The sequence below is a fragment of the Turicibacter sp. GALT-G1 genome (genome assembly GCF_025594995.1).
Classification (GTDB): Bacteria; Bacillota_I; Bacilli_A; order MOL361; family Turicibacteraceae; genus Turicibacter; species Turicibacter bilis.
The window spans coordinates 1-17,987 of the sequence record NZ_JAMQUS010000058.1 but is presented as its reverse complement, the minus strand read 5'-3'; the positions used below and the strand labels follow the sequence as shown (position 1 = coordinate 17,987).

The window sequence follows — 17,987 nt, the reverse complement described above, 5'->3', positions numbered from 1 at the left end:
AACACTTTTTAAACTTTTTTATTAATGGTGACCCGTACGGGATTCGAACCCGTGTATGCATGCGTGAAAGGCATGTGTGTTAAACCGCTTCACCAACGGGCCATTAAAAATGGCGGTCCAGACGGGAATCGAACCCGCGATCTCCTGCGTGACAGGCAGGCATGTTAACCGCTACACCACTGGACCTTTTTTCGACTTTCTAAGTTTATCATCGGTGCTGTTTTTTGTCAACACCCTTTTTGAAATATAGAATAAAACCTCAATTTGATTAATTCCTCTGTCTTTCGACTTCTATATAATATCACCGCTGTCGAAACCTGTCAACACTTTCTTGTTTTTTTTGAAATTAATTATAATAAATAGTTTCTTTGCCTTTTGTTGCTATATGTATTCGAATGATTCATTTTTATATAACACAAATTATAATATTAAGTATGACATATAAAAAAAGCTCATAAATAGAATATTTGTTATTGAATGAAGTTACCACACCAAATTCTTAAAAAGGAGATCTATGCATGAGTTATCCCAATCTTAACATATTCGAACCTCGATTCATCAACGTCCAAAAGAAGTAAAAAGACGTGAAACGTTTGGACATGTGCTCCCCCCTTCATAGAAGATGAATAAATCCTCCACTGGTAGGGAACGGGGAGTAGGATTCTCATCTCTGTTGGTAACAACAAGGTATTTTCCTTTGAGGAGCAGTAGATACCACTATTTCGAGTCGTAGTAAAATTAACAGTTGTTTACCTACCTTTGTTGAACGTCAAACACGTTTTTATACGGCCATTAAAATAGAAATTCCCTCTGCTCAAACTAAACACATAAATATATTAGTCTATTTACTATAAGATATATAGTTGATCGCTATAATAATTGTTTACACTTTCTTAAATTATAAAAGAAAACTAATCCTAGTTTGGGTTTTATAGTATTGACTGTTACTAGATAAGTACCACCTTCCTTTCATATTATCAAAAAAAGATGTTAAGTCTCTCCTGTTACAATATCAGTAACTAAGAAATCCATAGAAAAATAATCATTTTAGAGGTCACTATTGATTACTTTTAAACTCTGCTCACTATCTCAATACACAACTTATTACTTCGTTTAGTGTTTCAAACATCTGATGTTTCAAATTAATTTCTCTGAACTTCAAGCTACTCTTCAAATTTTGAAAACTAAGCTGCTATTTTTAACACACATAATAAGTTCGTATACTATTATTCCTATTGAAAAAGAATTAATAATAAAATATAGCATTTAACGAAATCCCTTGAGATATTGTAACTTTTATCGCTTCAAATCACTTAGCTCATAATTCAAAACTAATTAAATTTAAAAAACCCTAGTAGCTTAGGCTGCTAGGATTTAAAATCAATGACATATTATAGATAAATTGTATTTTTAAGTAAACATAATAAATAAAAACGACTACCTAAATGTTATACATTCGTATACAAGAAATAAAAAAAGAGTTCCTTCGAACTCATTATTATCTGTTATTATGGCGCGCCCAAGAGGAGTCGAACCCCTAACCTTTTGATCCGTAGTCAAACGCTCTATCCAATTGAGCTATGGGCGCTGTTTATGCTATTCTTGATGATGTTGATTAGACATTCATTATGGTGCGGCCGAGAGGACTCGAACCTCCACAGGATTGCTCCTACCAGCCCCTCAAGCTGGCGCGTCTACCATTCCGCCACGACCGCATACAGCTTATTCATGGCACATCACAATGAAATTAATGGAGCGGGTGAAGAGAATCGAACTCTCACAGTCAGCTTGGAAGGCTGAAGTTCTACCATTAAACTACACCCGCTTATTCGAATGGTCGGGAAGACAGGATTCGAACCTGCGACCCCCTGGTCCCAAACCAGGTGCTCTACCAAGCTGAGCCACTTCCCGTTTTTTAAAATGGCGGTCCAGACGGGAATCGAACCCGCGATCTCCTGCGTGACAGGCAGGCATGTTAACCGCTACACCACTGGACCTTTTGAATGGTGACCCGTACGGGATTCGAACCCGTGTATGCATGCGTGAAAGGCATGTGTGTTAAACCGCTTCACCAACGGGCCATACTTTTAATTCACCAATTCATTTTTATAATGGCGGAGCAGGAGGGATTTGAACCCTCGCGCCGGTTGCCCGACCTATACCCTTAGCAGGGGCACCTCTTCAGCCACTTGAGTACTGCTCCATTTTGTTTTTTTTCTTGTCGTCCCTGACGACTTCTATATAATATCATGCTCTACAAATAGAGTCAACACTTTTTACAAACTTTTTTTTATTTTATTAAAAAAAGCAGTAATATACACATATTACTGCCCTCTTTATTATTGTTTTTCTTTTTCCCAACGTCTTAGATGTGGGTAAGGATTAAAGGCCCATTCGCAACGTCCGTCATATTTATATAGACCAAAATGTAAATGTGGTGGGAACTTTCCGCTTGTCCCCTCCTTACCATAACCTGTACTTCCTACATATCCGATGACTTGTCCAGGTTCTACAATATCTCCTTCTTTTAAATCTCCTTCGAAACCTTGTAGGTGGGCATAGTATTGATAAGTATTATAAATATCTCTAATCCCAATTCGGTATCCGCCATAATCATTCCATCCCATTATTTCTACTACGCCATATGCAGTCGATAAAACAGGAGTTGAATAACATGCAAAGATATCTATTCCTTCATGAGATCTTGCTCCCCCCCAGCTTCGAGCAGCTCCGTAGTTATCTTGAAAACTATAACTATAACGCTTTGAAACTGGTAATGATCGCTTATCTAACACTATCGTATCAAAATGTTCAAATAAACTAGCAATTTCTTTGATGACCATAACTGCTTGTTCTTTTTGATAGTAGGCTTCTATTGCGCCTTCAAAGTCATCGAATGATCTTAAGTATTCGACCATCGTATACATAACATCATGTTCATTATTAATATCTGCTACACCATCTCCATCACCATCTTTAGCAATTCCACCAAAAAGATTAATTGTATAGCTGTCATTATCATAATAATATGGATTCTCAGGTCCTGACCAGCGTTCATTAATCATACAGATGGAAATAGTATCGTACTTTAAATCCTTGCATTCTTCTCTAAATTTATAAATATTTCTTTCATACTGATCAACTGCAGCAATTTCATACCAGGGAACTCCTGAGGCTAATTCATAGTCTTTATACATTTTCATTCTAGCTTCATGATTACTATCATCCGCATTAGCAATGATACTAGGTAATACTATCATGACAAGTGATAAACTCATTATTAGAAATCTACGTTTCATGTCGTCCACCCATTTCTAGCCTTAATTTAAAGTACATTAATAAAAAGGGGCCGACTAGAAGCTAAGATTATTGATAATCACTAATTATGTTTAAGTTTAAGTTGATTGCCATTTGGCTTGCATTAGAAACATATTCATCATTAATATTTGATGGATGATGGGCATCTGAGTTAATCAATACAGGTATTTGTTTATCAGCAACTAGCTTCCAAAATTTCATATGTGGATAAGGGTATCTTTTTCCATCACTGTATTCTTGAATTCCTCGGCGTAAACCGTTGGCATTAAATTCGAGGGGCGTCTGGTATCTATTCGCTGCCTCAATAATGATGTTACTAGCTTGTTCACAATTATCATCCCATTCCATATTATTAAGAAACATTAAATCTGGGTGTGCGACAAAAGCGAAATAGCCAGTAGCTAGTGCCTGTTCAATTGATTTAGCATATTCGATATACTGGATTGTATTTTCAAGGAAGTATGTATTAATATATTTTTTTTGGTCAGATACATAAATGTGTTGTCCTAATACAAGATAGTCAATTCCCTTTTCATTAATTAACTGTTCATAGTATGCTGATTTTCGAGAATCGTATTCAATTTCTAGTCCAATACGTAGTTGAATTTGATTTTTAAATTGTTCTTTTAATTTTTTCATTGTTTCGATGTATTCATCTAATTCAGAATATTTCATTCTTAATCCAAAGCGATCGTCTGGATATGGCGCATGATCTGAAAATCCTAATGTACTAAATCCTGCATTAATAGCTTCTTGGATATATTCAATATCTTCGCCACCTGCATGTTGGCAACGTTTTGTATGTGTGTGAAAGTTCGTTTTAATCATATTTTATTCCCCCCGAAATATTTTTAATATGATGTTCCGTAAATCCAAAGTTGTAAAATTAAGAAGATACATAGGAAAAATGTACAGAATGCTGTTCCTATGAAGCCTAGTTTTTCATGGTTATTACTATATAGATAGTAACAAAGTGCACTAATGATTAGCCAAAAGACAATGAAATACATTGTCATTCCTAATCCACTAATAATTAATAATATGAGTGTAATGATAATATTAATCGCTAATTCAGCCTGAAGTATCCTTTTTTTATTTTTAAAGTTTATTTTTTTGGATTGGATCAGGAAAAAGAATATTCCTATAAATATAACTAATATTAATAATAGTCCTAGTAAGAATGGCATTTTAACACCTACTTTTTTTAGATTTTATTTTATTATAGCAATAATGTTTGTTCAATAATTAAAAAGGGTGTAGAAATTTTAAGTTTTCTACACCCTTTTTATTATCCAATCGCAAAGGTAAGTTCAGCTTCAACGGCTACTTTATCTCCCAGTTTAGCCACTGCTTTACCAACTCCAATACTTCCTTTAACTTTGATGAGTTCAGTTTCTAATGTGAGAACATCACCTGGAATGACTTTTTGACGGAATTTTGCTGATTTGATTCCAGCAAAGTATGCGATTTTTCCCTTGTTATCTTCTAAGCTTAAAATAGCGACTGCTCCGACTTGTGCTAATGCTTCAATAATGAGTACGCCCGGCATGACGTGTTGTTGTGGAAAGTGTCCCATGAATTGCATCTCATTAGCTGAAACACATTTAACTCCTAAAGCACGTTTTCCTGGTTCTAGTTCATCGATTCGATCGATAAGTAAGAATGGATAACGGTGTGGGATAATTTCTTGAATTTGATTGCTATTTAAGACCATTTCTTCACCTTCTTATTTTCCTATATAATATAGAAAGATTTTTTGATTATCCAGCGTATTTTTTAAGGACGATGCATGCATTATGACCACCAAATCCTAATGAGTTAGACATGGCATATTGAATGTCTTGTTTACGTCCTTGATTAGGGACGATATCTAAATTACATTCAGGATCTGGTTGTGAATAGTTAATCGTTCCTGGAACAAATCCATCTTGTAATGATTTAACGGTAATAATAGCTTCAACTGCCCCCGCTGCTCCTAGGAGATGACCTGTGTTTCCTTTAGTTGAACTTAGCATGACTTTTGTATCTTCACCAAAGACTTTCTTAACCCCTAATGTTTCTAGTTTATCGTTTAATGGTGTTGATGTACCATGGGCGTTAATGTAGTCAATATCATCTGCTGATATTTGGGCGTCATTAAGTGCCATTTTAAAGCAGGCTGCTGCTCCGTTTGCTTCAGCATCAGGTGCTGTCATATGGAAGGCATCACAACTTACTCCATATCCGATGATTTCAGCGTAAATAGTTGCCCCGCGTTTCTTAGCGTGCTCATATTCTTCTAATACTAATGCTCCAGCTCCTTCTCCCATAACAAATCCATTACGTTCTGCGTCGAACGGAATTGAGGCACGATTTTTATCAGTTGCTGTTGATAAAGCTTTCATCGATGAGAATCCACCAATTCCAAGTGGTGTAATCGAGGCTTCAGCTCCACCTGTTAACATAATGTCTGCATAACCATCACGAACGTATTTGAATGCTTCTCCAATTGAGTTTGTTCCCGCTGCACAGGCTGTCACAATATCTAAACATGCCCCTTTAGCACCTAACATGATAGCCACGTTACCAGCTGCTAAGTTTCCAATTGCCATTGGGATGAAAAATGGAGAGACGCGTTCATATCCCTTTTTAAGACCTTTTTCTTTTTCATTTTCGATGGTTTCTAACCCACCAATTCCTGAACTTAAGATGATTCCAAAACGGTTAGCATCGATTTCTTCCGGGTTAAGTCTTGCATCTTCGTATGCTTGTTTTGAGGCAATCATCGCTAGTTGGCTAAAACGATCTAAACGTTTTGCTTCTTTTTTATTGATATAATCCTCTACATTAAGGTTTTTAATTTCCCCAGCCAATTTGACTTTGAAGTCCGTTGTATCAAAATGAGTAATTTCATCGATTCCACAAACTCCGTTTTTAATGTTTTCCCACATCGTTTCAACATCATTTCCAACTGGACAAACAGTTCCTAATCCAGTAACTACGACTCTACGTTTACTCATTAATTACACCTTCCTTATTTAAATTGCCATTCCACCGTCAACAACTAAAACTTGACCGGTAATATAGCGCGCTTCATCACTTACTAAAAATGCGACTGAATTGGCGATATCTTCTACTTCCCCTAGTTGTCCTAACGGGATATTTTCTAATACTTTTTCTGTAATTTCTTCTGATAATTTAGCAGTCATATCTGATTTTACATAACCAGGGGCAACAGCATTTACACGAATATTGCGTGATGCAAATTCTTTTGCTAGTGATTTCGTTAATCCGATGACTCCTGCTTTAGAAGCTGCATAGTTAACTTGTCCCACATTCCCGTTGATTCCAACAACTGATGATAAGTTAATAATCACGCCTGAACGCTGTTTTAGAATTGGACGTGTAATACTCTTACATACATTCCATGTTCCTTTTAAGTTCACATCAATAACAGAATCAAATGAATCTTGATCCATTCTCATCATTAGATTATCTGACGTAATTCCGGCATTGTTAATAATGATATCTAAATGACCGAAGTCTTTAATAATTTGTTTTGTCATTGCTTCGACTTCTTCGTAGTTAGCGACGTTTGCTTGATAGATTTGTGCATTCACGCCATATGCTTTCACTGAATTTAATGTTTCTTCTGCTTTTTGGATATTTCCAGCATAGTTAATCGCAACATCGCAACCAAGTGAGGCAAGTTTTGAAGCAATAGCTGCTCCAATTCCACGCGAAGCTCCTGTGACAAGGGCTACTTTTCCGTTTAATTTCATCTGATTCTCCTCCTAGCTATTTAATGCAGCAAGTGTTTTCTGTAGTGAATCCATATCTTCAACGTTTAAGATTTTTACACTTCGATCAATTTTTTTAACAAATCCACTTAATGTTTTTCCAGGACCAATTTCGATGAAGGTATCAACACCGTTTGCTATCATTTGACGAATACTCGCTTCCCATTTCACGCTAGTGGCCATTTGTTGAACCATTAATTCTTTTAAGTTTAAGTCTGTCTGATAATAATCACCAAGTACATTTAAAACAATTGGGGTTTGAGGTTCTTTTAACTCTTTTGATTCTAGTAATTGCCCAAAAGTTTGAGCTGTTTCTTTTAATAAAGACGTATGGAATGGCCCACTTACAGGTAAAACTAAAGCACGTTTTGCTCCATGATTTTTAGCAATTTCACAAGCATACGTCACGGCTTGTGCTTCCCCACCGATGACAATTTGTCCTGGACAGTTTAAGTTAGCGAGCTCAACGATTCCTTTAGATGATGCTTCATCACAGACGGCTTGTGCTTTTTGTAGATCTAATCCTAATAAAGCTGCCATTTTTCCGTTATTTGAAGCAGTCCCCATCAATTCTCCCCTCTTCGCCACAAGTGAAACACCCTCTGTAAAATTGAAGACATGAGCTGCACATAAAGCTGAATATTCTCCTAAGCTAAATCCAGCTACAACATCGGCTTTAATTCCAGCTTCCTTTAATAGAGCTAATGCCATTTGAGAGACAACAAAGATAGCGGGTTGTGTATAAGTGGTTTGATTAATTAACTCTTTTGAATCTTCAAAGCAGATTTCTTTTAAATCGAATGGTAGTAAAGTATTAGCTTCGTCCATTAATCGACGTGCTGTTTCACTTGATTCATAAAATGATTGTCCCATTCCTACATATTGTGACCCTTGTCCTGAAAACAGAAATGCGATTTTTGACATAATCAATTCTCCCTTTATCATTAACCAATTTTTAGATTTTGACTAACTGTTGACGCATGATTGTAGATATCTTCTATAATTTCAGAAACAGTTTGAACTTGTGAAAGCATTCCTGCCACTTGGCCAACCATTACCGAACCACCTTTTGTATCACCTTCAAGGACTGCTTTACGAAGTGAGCCTAAGGTTAAATATTCAAGTTCCTCCGCTGACACTCCTTGTTTTTCAAGCGCAATATATTCACGAGTCATTGAATTTTTTAAACAACGTACTGGAACTCCGACACTACGTCCCGTTACGACGGTATCTGTATCTTTTGCTTTGAGTATTGCTTGTTTGTAGTTATCATGCACTGGGCATTCTTTAGCTGTTAAGAAGCGGGTTCCAATTTGAACACCACATGCACCTAATGCCATAGCAGCAATGAATCCACGTCCATCAGCAATTCCACCTGCAGCGATGACTGGTAAATCAACGGCGTCTACAACTTGGGGAAGAAGTGCCATTGTTGTTAATTCACCTACGTGCCCACCTGATTCCGTTCCTTCGGCAATGATTGCATCAACTCCTAGACGAGCCATACGTTTAGCTAGTGCAACTGAAGGAACAACTGGAATTATTTTAATTCCTGCTTCTTTGAACATAGCGATATATGGACCAGGACTTCCAGCCCCAGTTGTAACAACTTTTACTCCTTCTTCAACGATGACTTTAGCTAAATCATCACAATGTGGATTCATTAGCATTAAGTTAACACCAAAAGGTTTATCTGTTAGTTCTTTACATTTTCTAATTTCACTTTTTAAGCGATCGGCATCCCAACCACCAGAACCAATAATTCCAAGTCCACCTGCATTTGAAACGGCAGCAGCAAGTTCGGCTAAAGAGATGTTCGCCATCCCCCCTTGGATAATTGGATATTTTATATTTAATAAAGTTGTCAAAGACATCTTTTTATCCTCCTTTATAATTGAAGTCTAAATAGAGACGATACATCCGCCCCATGTTAATCCGCCACCAAATCCGATGAGCATGATTTGATCGCCATTTTTAATTTGTTGTTTTGTGATGGCATCATTTAATGCGATTGGTATACTTGCTGCTGATGTATTTCCATAATCCGAGACATTTAAAAAGAACTGCTCGCTTGAAGCTTTTAAATCTTTAACAACTTTATCAATGATTCGTTTATTGGCTTGATGTGGGATAACTAAATTAATATCATCTAATGAAAGATTATTTTGTGTTAATAAGGTTGTTATGGTTTCTTTTATTGCGGTCACAGCAAATTTAAACACTTGTTGTCCATTCATATAAAAATGAATAGGTTCAATTTCTTCTTGATGTAACGGGTTATTAACTGAAAGTTTAGTTGTTTTTAAAGCCCCTTGTTCATCACCTGATGAATTCAAATAAAAACTATGTTCAATACTATCGTCATATTCTACAACAGCCGCTCCTGCTCCATCTCCAAATAAAACACACGTTGAACGGTCTTCCCAATCCATAATTTTTGATAAAACCTCTGAGCCGATAACTAATGCTTTTTTGACTGTTTTGGCTTTGAGAAATTGTTCAGCAATACTTAAGGCATAAACGAACCCAGTACAAGCAGCATTGATATCAAAGGCAATCATTTGTTGATGATTCAATCCAAGTCTTGATTGAACGAGACAAGCCGTTGAGGGGGTTAATTGTTCCGGTGTGAATGTTGCAACAATAATTAACCCAATTTCTGAAGGATCGACATTACCGTGTTCAATGGCACGTTTAGCTGATTCATAAGCTAAATCAACGGTATTTTCAGTTGAAACAATATGACGATTAGCAATCCCTGTCCGGGTTGAAATCCATTCATCGGTTGTTTCAACAATTGACTCAAGTTGTTTATTGCTAAGCTTTGAAGTTGGAACATAAAGACCACTTCCAACAATTTTAATCCCCACTAAACTCACCTCAACTTTCTGATAAATTAACGATTGAAGTGATCATATTCTCCAATCGAACGATATTTTCGATAACGTTTAGCTAGCATTTGTTTGGTAGATAATTTCTGTGTTTGAGTTAAATATTCTTCTAATTGAGATTTTAATTGATCAAAAACATATTGTGGAAATTGATGGGCTCCACCAATTGGTTCCTTGATAATACGTTCAATAATCCCCATTTCTAAGTAATGATTAGCTGTCAGCTTCATGACTTCAGCCGCTTCCTTGGCACGTGAACCATCTTTATATAAAATCGAAGCAAACCCCTCAGGTGACAGAATTGAGTAGATGGCATATTGTAACATCCAAATTTGGTCACTAACACCAAGTGCTAATGCTCCACCACTTCCACCTTCTCCAATAACGATTGAAAGAGTTGGAACTTTTAAGCTCGACATATCTCGTAAACACTCTGCAATTGCATGACCTTGCCCACGCTCTTCCGCTTCTGGCCCAGGATAAGCACCTGGCGTATCAATAAAAGTAATGACTGGACGATTAAATTTTTCAGCTTGTTTCATTAAACGTAACGCTTTTCGATATCCTTCTGGATGGGGCATTCCGAAGTTATATTTAATGTTTTCAGCCGTCGTATTCCCTTTTTGATGAGCAATAACAGTCACGACTTGATTGCCTAGCTTTGCGATTCCGCCAATAATAGCTTCATCATCTCGATATAAGCGATCGCCATGTAATTCGATAAACGAATCAAAAATGTAATCGATGTAATCACGAGCTTTAGGGCGTTTTGGATGACGTGCTAATGTGACATGGTCCCAGGCTGTTAAATTTTCATAGGCACGAGTTTTATAAAGGCGTAATTGCTGTTGTAGTTCTTCAACTTCTGCATGATTTTCAATGGAAATCTCATCAAGACGAGCTTGAATTTCTGCAATTTTAGCTTCAAGATCTAAAATTGACATTACGCATCACTCCCTTCATGTAATTCAACGAGTTCTGAGATTGTTTGCTTTAACTTTTGACGGCTAACAACGATGTCAACAAGTCCTTTTTCTTGTAAAAATTCTGCTGTTTGGAAGTGATCTGGTAGTGATTGTTTAATCGTCTGTTCAACAACACGGCACCCTGCAAATCCAATCGCAGCTCCTTTTTCAGCAATAATAATATCTCCAAGTGTGGCAAATGAAGCCGTTACTCCTCCCATGGTTGGTTGAGTTAACACACTCAGATAAAGTAAACCTGCCTGATGATGCTTCGCAAGGGCGGCTGATGTTTTAGCCATCTGCATCAATGAATATATACCTTCTTGCATACGAGCTCCACCTGAAGCACAGACAAGAATCAATGGTAACTTTCGCGAGATAGATACTTCGATTAAACGAGTAATCTTTTCCCCAACAACAGACCCCATACTTGCCATTAAAAAATAACTATCCATTACACCAATCGCTACTGTTTGACCATTTATTTTTCCAATCCCTGTGATAACGGCCTCATTAATTCCGTTGTCTTCCATCAATCCTTGAATTTTCTTTTCATAACCTGGAAAGTTAAGTGGATTAAGCGTAAATAATCGGTGATTAATTTCCTTAAACGTTCCCTCATCAACAAGACTTTCAAGGCGTTTAGCTGCAGACATTCGATGATGAAAGCCACAACTTGGGCAAACCTCCAAGTTTGAATTCAGTTGCCTGATAGCTAAAACTTCTTTACAAGACTCACATTTTGTATAAATCCCATCATTAATATCTCGTTTAGGTGTAGATGGTTTTACTTTCTTTTGACGTTGTAAAAAGAATCCCATGTTCTAGCTCACCTCCAATTCATGCATATGTTTCTGAATAAAACTTGTATCATAATCACTTTCAATAAAGTTAGGATGTTCCATGATGGCATACTGGAAATCGATATTTGTTTCGATTCCTTCAACAACTAATTCTTCTAATGATCGTTTCATCTTAGCAATGGCTTCTTCACGATCATCGCCGTGAACGATTAATTTTCCAACCATTGAATCATAAAAAGGGGGAATATGATATCCCTGATAAACAGATGTATCTACACGAACTCCAAATCCACTTGGAAGATTCAATGTCATCACTTGACCTGGTGATGGTTTGAAATTTTGAGATGGATTTTCAGCATTAATCCGACACTCGATGGCATGCCCTGTCACTTTAATATCTTCTTGCTTGAAAGATAAAGGTAAGTTAGATGCAATCTTAATTTGCTCTTTAATTAAATCAATCCCCGTAATCATTTCTGTAATTGGGTGCTCAACCTGAATACGGGTATTCATTTCGATAAAATAAAAGTTATTGTGTTTATCTAATAAAAATTCAATCGTTCCTGCATTTTCATATCCAACTGTTTGGGCTGCACGAACAGCCATTTCTCCCATTTTCCTACGTGTTTCATCATCTAAAACAGGAGAGGGTGCTTCTTCAATGACTTTTTGATTACGACGTTGAACTGAACAATCGCGATCGTATAAGTGAACAACATTTCCAAAGTGATCAGCTAAAATTTGAAATTCAATGTGGCGTGGATTTTCAACGAATTTTTCCATGTACATTGAATCATCCCCAAATGCCATTTTTGCTTCTAACTTTGCCGTTTGAAATAAGTCTTCAAATTCACCTTCATTGTGGATAATACGCATTCCGCGTCCCCCTCCACCAGCTGATGCTTTAACTAAAACTGGATAACCAATTTGAAGAGCAATCTCTTTTCCTTGCTCAACTGTTTCAATTAATCCATCCGAACCTGGTACAACAGGAACACCGGCTTCAATCATCATTTCACGAGCCTTTGATTTATTTCCCATATTATCAATGACTGAACCTTTTGGTCCGATAAATTTTAATCCTAACTCTTCTGTTAATGCAGCAAAAGTACTATTTTCAGATAAGAAACCAAAGCCAGGATGAATGGCATCACATCCAGTGGCTACTGATGCACTCAAAATATTATTCATATTTAAGTAGCTATCTTGAATTTTGGTTGGTCCCACACAGATCGCCTCATCAGCTAAGTCCACATGTAGCCCTCTATCATCTGCTGTTGAATAAATTGCAACAGTTTCGATCCCCATTTCTTTACATGCACGGATAATTCGGACTGCAATTTCGCCACGATTAGCAATTAATATCTTGTGTAGCATATTGACACCTCACCTTTTTACGAACTTCATATACTATTCAATAACCATTAAAATTTGATCAAAGCCAACTGCTTCTTCATTTTGTACTTTAATTTCTTTAATCACACCATCATATGGCGATTCAATTTCATTCATCACCTTCATGGCTTCAATAATACAGAGTGGTTGCCCCTTCTTAACAGTGTCCCCTACCGATACAAAAGGTTTTCCACCAGGTTCATTTGAACTATAAAACGTTCCAACTAATGGTGCTTTTACTTCCTTTCCACCCGTAGAGGAACTCACTTCAATTGTTTCATTATTCACAGCCACAATTTGGGTTTGAGTCACTGGTACAACTTCCGCTACTTTAGGTTGCGTCTGAGTCACTGTTTGAATAATTTCTTTTACTTCACGTTGAAGTGAAATTTTAAACCCTTCTACTTCGACTTGAAGTTGGGTCATATCACTATCCGAGAAGCGATCCATGAGTTGTAACACTTGATCCATATAATCAGGTTTCTTTTTATCTTTAGTAGATGGATTAGTTGTCGGGTTCATCTCAATTCCTCCATTAGTTTTAAATTCAAATACTTTATTTTTCAAATAGTTTGATTTTCAAATATAATATTTAATATAAAGGACAGATTAAACTCTGTCAATGATTTCCATAATATTCATTTGAAATTTTTATCTAGATAGCTAAGATTTCATTTTTTAAAGTTTGCATTAATTCATCTACTGTTGTTAATTCATTGACTCGGTAAGCATTCGCCCCACAGAATAATAGGGCATCATCCACTTCACCTCGAACCGCATGAAGTAAAGCTTTACTAATACAATAAACTGTAGTTGCTGGATTACATGGTTTAACGCAGTTATAACATTTTTTGATTTTCTCACGTTGAATCCCATATTTAGCGCTAAAAGGATTACGAATCGCACGTCCTGGCATCCCAACTGGGCTCTTAACTAAAATGATATCTTCTTCTTTTGCATCGATAATAGCTTGTTTGAAATTTGGATGAGCATCACACTCCTCAGTTGCAATAAATCGAGTAGCCATTTGAACACCAGAGGCTCCTAATTCTAAGTAATGAGCAATATCTGCCCCATCAAAGACACCGCCGGCAACGATTATTGGAATTTCCTTATTGTATTTTTCAGCATATGGCACTGAAACTTCAATGACATCTCTGACAATTTGATCTAAATCAATCGTATCATTCTCAATATCTTCAGCTTTAAATCCTAAATGTCCACCAGCTTTTGGACCTTCAATAACGATCATGTCAGGAGCTACCTGATATTTACGATCATAATTTTTGAGTAAAGCTTTTGCTGCACGACCGCTTGAAACGATAGGTGCAAACATCGTTTGACTTCCTTTTAAGTGAGCGGGTAATGTTAAAGGTAAACCGGCACCAGAAATAATAATATCTACTCCTGCCTCAACGGCTGCTTCAACATGCTCTTCATAATGTTCCATCGCCACCATGAGGTTAATTCCTATCATCTTTCCCTTTGCTACTGCTTTTGCTTTTTGGATATGTTTTTTAATCGCTCTTAAATTCGCTTGTAATGTATTCGTTTCAAAATCTGGTTCATCATGACCAATTTGTGCACCTGATAAAACTCCAAGTCCTCCACTATTTGAAACAGCTGCTGCTAAGTTTGAACGCGAAATTCCAATCCCCATTCCACCTTGGATAATTGGAAGCTCAAGTGTAAATTTTCCGATTTTCAATGGTTTAATATCCATTTAACTCACCACCTATAATCATTTAGTATTTAAAACTACATAACATATTACATTTAACTATTTATAAAACTATGTGAAGGATTATAACATAACTTTTTAGAAAAAGTGAATATTTTTTTGATAATCAAAATAAAAATTTAGATTTTCAAAGTTATTTCTCCATCATATAGAAGACTAATTTTATCCTTTTCACTTTAACGGTCGAGAAAAGGACAGTGATCGTTAATCGGTATTTTCGATAAAAATAACGTCTATCTTTTTAGAATAAACAATATGCTTTATCAAAAGGAAGGTGTTATAAATGCTAAGAACAAATCGTGATCGTGTCGTAAAATGGTCAGTCCAGGGAAAGGTTCATCATCCAACTGGAGGGGGATATCGAATTACTCATGAAGGAATTCCAATGGTTTTACCGGCTACTGGGGGGATTTCTTATAATGTTCACATTGGGGATCCTGCTTTTGGATGGGCTGGTGATCATGTTGAGCCTGGTGTCTCTATCCGGAATGAAGATAAAAATGAAAATACTGCATTAACGACATTTGCATGTATTGGGAATAAAGCAAAAATTATTAGTGGCGATGCAAAAGGTAAACTAGGTTATGTCACTGGTACTCATGGTGGAATCGAGCATACGATGATTCATTTTGATGAATGTATTTTAGAAGACTTATGTATCGATGATAAAATCATAATTCAAGCCTATGGACAAGGTTTACAATTACTTGATTATCTAGACATCAAAGTTATGAATATCGATCCCGATTTATTTGAACAACTCGAAATTGCAGAGTGCGATGGTAAAATTCATGTACCTGTTGTTGCTATCGTTCCACCCTATTTAATGGGATCAGGCATCGGTGCTGCTAGTTCATATACAGGCGACTACGATATCATGACAGCTGATGTGGATGAAATTAAACGGCTTCATCTTGATAAATTAAAGTTCGGTGACTTTGTCTTACTTCAAGATTGTGATAATACTTATGGACGCGGCTATTTAAAAGGTGCTGTTAGTATTGGAGTTGTTGTACATAGTGATTGTGTAAAAATGGGTCATGGGCCTGGCATTACAACAATCATGACTTGTAAGAAATCACTGATTGACCCTATTATCGATCATAATGCTAATATCACTCATTATATGAAGAAGTTAAGTCGCTCATGATAATAGGTGATTTCAATGAGTAAGATTGTCTTTTTCAGTATTCCGGCTTATGGTCATACCAATCCAACTATTGAGGTCGTGCGTGAGTTATCCGGAAAAGGCCATGAGGTAAAGAAGGTGATTAGATGAAAAATAATGTCTCCTGCCCTAAATGTGGAGGTACAGAAATTATAAAAATACCTGGAAAAGCAGGCGCTTATGGTAGCGGAAATAATATTATGATTGGAATGACTATTTTTAGTGCCATTCTTGTTAATCGATATGTTTGTAGTGACTGTGGATATTCTGAAGAATGGATCGATACTAAAGATTTAGAAAAATTAAAAAAGTATTATACATCTAATTAATAAAGTTTCCCACATTGAATTTCCTATTATCCCCATGATAAGATAACATCTGAAAGCATTATCAAAAAGGGGGAATAGATATGAACTTCAAAGAAACATTAGAGCGTATGCATCATCAAAAATTATATTATTGCAATAATGAAGAACTCATGGCAAAGCAAGAGAAATGTTTAGATTGTCTATACGACTTCAACCAAACACGTCCAACCGAACTTCAAAAACGAACAGAGTTATTAAAAGAAATGTTCGCTGAAGTGGGAGAAGGATGCTATATTGAACCTCCACTTCATGCAAATTGGGGAGGACATCACGTTCACTTTGGAAATGGGGTTTATGCTAACTTCAATTTAACCCTTGTAGACGATACACATATTTATGTTGGAAACAATGTTATGTTCGGACCTAATGTTACCTTAGCAACAGCTGCTCACCCTATCCACCCTGAACTTCGAAGAAAACAAGCTCAATTCAATTCTCCGATTACGATTGGAAATAATGTATGGATTGGTGCAGGTGCTGTCGTTCTTCCTGGTGTAACGATTGGGGATAATACGGTGATTGGTGCAGGAAGTATTGTAACAAAAGATATCCCTGCTAATGTTGTTGCCGTAGGAAATCCATGTAAAGTAATTCGTGAAATCAGTCAACGTGATTTTGAATATTATAATGGTGATTTAAAAATTGATATTGAATAGAAAAAGAGAGCTCAAGGCTCTCTTTTTTTAGTTATTAATATAATTTTTAAAAACATCTGTAAAATCTTTTTGAATATATGTTTCACGTGCTTTATAAATCCAGTTAAATGAATATTCATTAACATTCGCGAAGACTTGAGATAGATCTCCTGTTTCAAATCGTTGTGAGCCACAAGCTTGTGCAGCTAAGTTTAGTGTTTGTTGAGATTTCTCTAGTAAAATATTATTTTCTTCTACGATATGAGCAATTTTAATTAATGCCTTATAAATATCTTTTAATTGTTCTAGCTGATTACGATTGACATCAATTGAAAAGTCAACGTTCCCCATCGTAAACTTTAACTCACAGTCTAAATCGACAGTTCCAGCCGTTTCAATCATGACATGTTTAATATCATTTTTATAGTAATCATATCGTTTCACTAAACGTTTTTTACTAACTGCTGATGTTCCATCAACATGAATTAAAGCCAAGTTGGTAAAGCAGTACTCATCTGTTCGTGATTTAATTAAGAAAAAGATTTTCTCTTCATCCTCATGCATAATAAAATCATCAGCATCGACTTTATCATAGTCACTCGGACTAATAATTCTCCCAATATCACTTAATCCTAATGCGTCTGAAGCTAACTTCTTTAACATCTTATCCACCTCTATTATATAATTGCCCTATTCACAGATAGGTTAAAGATATTATAGCATAGGGAGCCCACAAATCAACCATCGTGTTTTTACTCTCTTCCTCTCTCAAACTTGTGTTATAAATCCCCATAAAGGAGTGAGAAAATGAAAGGAACATTTTTAACTTTAGTGTCAATGCATTTGAATAATCGGAATAATGGACATTTGTAACTATTTAAACGCGAAATGATAGACTGAAAAATAAAAGGGGCTGTATCAAAA

At 36.2% G+C, this 17,987-nt stretch carries 17 protein-coding genes and 9 tRNA genes; 3 read left to right on the top strand and 23 right to left on the bottom strand.

The window, feature by feature from the left end; genetic code table 11:
- Positions 1–25 precede the first annotated feature (25 nt).
- From NEH74_RS10465 to NEH74_RS10360, 22 genes are all read right to left on the bottom strand, one after another.
- Positions 26–102 (bottom strand) — tRNA-Glu (locus tag NEH74_RS10465).
- 8 nt (positions 103–110) lie between these two features.
- A tRNA-Asp gene (locus NEH74_RS10460) sits at positions 111–186 on the bottom strand.
- Between the two features lie 1,325 nt (positions 187–1,511).
- Positions 1,512–1,588: transfer RNA gene (locus NEH74_RS10455), tRNA-Arg, on the bottom strand.
- 41 nt (positions 1,589–1,629) lie between these two features.
- Positions 1,630–1,715 (bottom strand) — tRNA-Leu (locus NEH74_RS10450).
- 36 nt (positions 1,716–1,751) lie between these two features.
- Positions 1,752–1,825, bottom strand: a tRNA-Gly gene (locus tag NEH74_RS10445).
- A gap of 9 nt (positions 1,826–1,834) precedes the next feature.
- A tRNA-Pro gene (locus tag NEH74_RS10440) sits at positions 1,835–1,911 on the bottom strand.
- A 10-nt stretch (positions 1,912–1,921) separates the two neighbouring features.
- Positions 1,922–1,997 (bottom strand) — tRNA-Asp (locus NEH74_RS10435).
- Between the two features lie 7 nt (positions 1,998–2,004).
- Positions 2,005–2,081 (bottom strand) — tRNA-Glu (locus NEH74_RS10430).
- Positions 2,082–2,112: 31 nt separating this feature from the next.
- A tRNA-Ser gene (locus tag NEH74_RS10425) sits at positions 2,113–2,203 on the bottom strand.
- Between the two features lie 136 nt (positions 2,204–2,339).
- Positions 2,340–3,299 (bottom strand): M23 family metallopeptidase, encoded by a 960-nt coding sequence (locus NEH74_RS10420; RefSeq protein WP_055244741.1) that lies wholly within the window; start codon positions 3,297–3,299, stop codon positions 2,340–2,342.
- Positions 3,300–3,366: 67 nt separating this feature from the next.
- Positions 3,367–4,146: a histidinol-phosphatase gene (locus NEH74_RS10415; protein WP_055277318.1), complete on the bottom strand. Its 780-nt coding sequence runs from the start codon at positions 4,144–4,146 to the stop codon at positions 3,367–3,369.
- 460 nt (positions 4,147–4,606) lie between these two features.
- Positions 4,607–5,032, bottom strand: coding sequence for a 3-hydroxyacyl-ACP dehydratase FabZ (fabZ, locus tag NEH74_RS10410; RefSeq protein WP_055244745.1), 426 nt, complete (start codon positions 5,030–5,032; stop codon positions 4,607–4,609).
- A gap of 46 nt (positions 5,033–5,078) precedes the next feature.
- A complete protein-coding gene (gene fabF, locus NEH74_RS10405; protein WP_055305321.1) occupies positions 5,079–6,317 on the bottom strand; it encodes a beta-ketoacyl-ACP synthase II in 1,239 nt (412 codons plus the stop codon).
- An 18-nt stretch (positions 6,318–6,335) separates the two neighbouring features.
- Positions 6,336–7,079 carry a 3-oxoacyl-[acyl-carrier-protein] reductase gene (gene fabG / locus NEH74_RS10400; RefSeq protein WP_055305320.1) on the bottom strand — a complete coding sequence of 248 codons (744 nt, stop codon included), beginning with the start codon at positions 7,077–7,079 and terminating at the stop codon, positions 6,336–6,338.
- 12 nt (positions 7,080–7,091) lie between these two features.
- Positions 7,092–8,021, bottom strand: coding sequence for an ACP S-malonyltransferase (gene fabD, locus NEH74_RS10395; protein ID WP_055305319.1), 930 nt, complete (start codon positions 8,019–8,021; stop codon positions 7,092–7,094).
- Positions 8,022–8,041: 20 nt separating this feature from the next.
- The gene (gene fabK, locus NEH74_RS10390; protein WP_055305318.1) at positions 8,042–8,971 is read right to left on the bottom strand and encodes an enoyl-[acyl-carrier-protein] reductase FabK; all 930 of its coding nucleotides are present in this window, start codon (positions 8,969–8,971) and stop codon (positions 8,042–8,044) included.
- Between the two features lie 27 nt (positions 8,972–8,998).
- Entirely contained in the window at positions 8,999–9,967 is a 969-nt protein-coding gene (locus NEH74_RS10385) for a beta-ketoacyl-ACP synthase III (RefSeq protein ID WP_055305317.1), read from the bottom strand.
- A 26-nt stretch (positions 9,968–9,993) separates the two neighbouring features.
- Complete coding sequence (locus NEH74_RS10380) at positions 9,994–10,932, bottom strand: acetyl-CoA carboxylase carboxyltransferase subunit alpha (protein WP_055305316.1); 939 nt, start codon at positions 10,930–10,932, stop codon at positions 9,994–9,996.
- Positions 10,932–11,774 (bottom strand): acetyl-CoA carboxylase, carboxyltransferase subunit beta, encoded by an 843-nt coding sequence (accD, locus tag NEH74_RS10375; protein WP_055305315.1) that lies wholly within the window; start codon positions 11,772–11,774, stop codon positions 10,932–10,934. The genes NEH74_RS10380 and accD overlap by 1 nt, the downstream gene beginning before the upstream one ends.
- 3 nt (positions 11,775–11,777) lie before the next feature.
- Positions 11,778–13,133 (bottom strand): acetyl-CoA carboxylase biotin carboxylase subunit, encoded by a 1,356-nt coding sequence (locus NEH74_RS10370; protein ID WP_055244760.1) that lies wholly within the window; start codon positions 13,131–13,133, stop codon positions 11,778–11,780.
- Positions 13,134–13,166: 33 nt separating this feature from the next.
- Positions 13,167–13,673 (bottom strand): acetyl-CoA carboxylase biotin carboxyl carrier protein, encoded by a 507-nt coding sequence (gene accB, locus NEH74_RS10365; protein ID WP_055277305.1) that lies wholly within the window; start codon positions 13,671–13,673, stop codon positions 13,167–13,169.
- Between the two features lie 133 nt (positions 13,674–13,806).
- A complete protein-coding gene (locus NEH74_RS10360) occupies positions 13,807–14,874 on the bottom strand; it encodes an NAD(P)H-dependent flavin oxidoreductase (protein WP_055305314.1) in 1,068 nt (355 codons plus the stop codon).
- A gap of 301 nt (positions 14,875–15,175) precedes the next feature.
- Between NEH74_RS10360 and NEH74_RS10355 the strand changes: the two genes are divergently transcribed.
- From NEH74_RS10355 to NEH74_RS10345, 3 genes are all read left to right on the top strand, one after another.
- Positions 15,176–16,042: a DUF4438 domain-containing protein gene (locus NEH74_RS10355; RefSeq protein WP_055305313.1), complete on the top strand. Its 867-nt coding sequence runs from the start codon at positions 15,176–15,178 to the stop codon at positions 16,040–16,042.
- 125 nt (positions 16,043–16,167) lie between these two features.
- A complete protein-coding gene (locus tag NEH74_RS10350; RefSeq protein WP_055305312.1) occupies positions 16,168–16,389 on the top strand; it encodes a hypothetical protein in 222 nt (73 codons plus the stop codon).
- Positions 16,390–16,469: 80 nt separating this feature from the next.
- Positions 16,470–17,084 carry a sugar O-acetyltransferase gene (locus NEH74_RS10345; protein ID WP_055244776.1) on the top strand — a complete coding sequence of 205 codons (615 nt, stop codon included), beginning with the start codon at positions 16,470–16,472 and terminating at the stop codon, positions 17,082–17,084.
- Positions 17,085–17,111: 27 nt separating this feature from the next.
- Here the strand turns inward: NEH74_RS10345 and NEH74_RS10340 are convergent, their stop codons facing one another.
- Positions 17,112–17,726, bottom strand: a complete 615-nt coding sequence (locus NEH74_RS10340) for a PH domain-containing protein (protein ID WP_055244777.1) — start codon at positions 17,724–17,726, stop codon at positions 17,112–17,114.
- Positions 17,727–17,987: the final 261 nt, after the last annotated feature.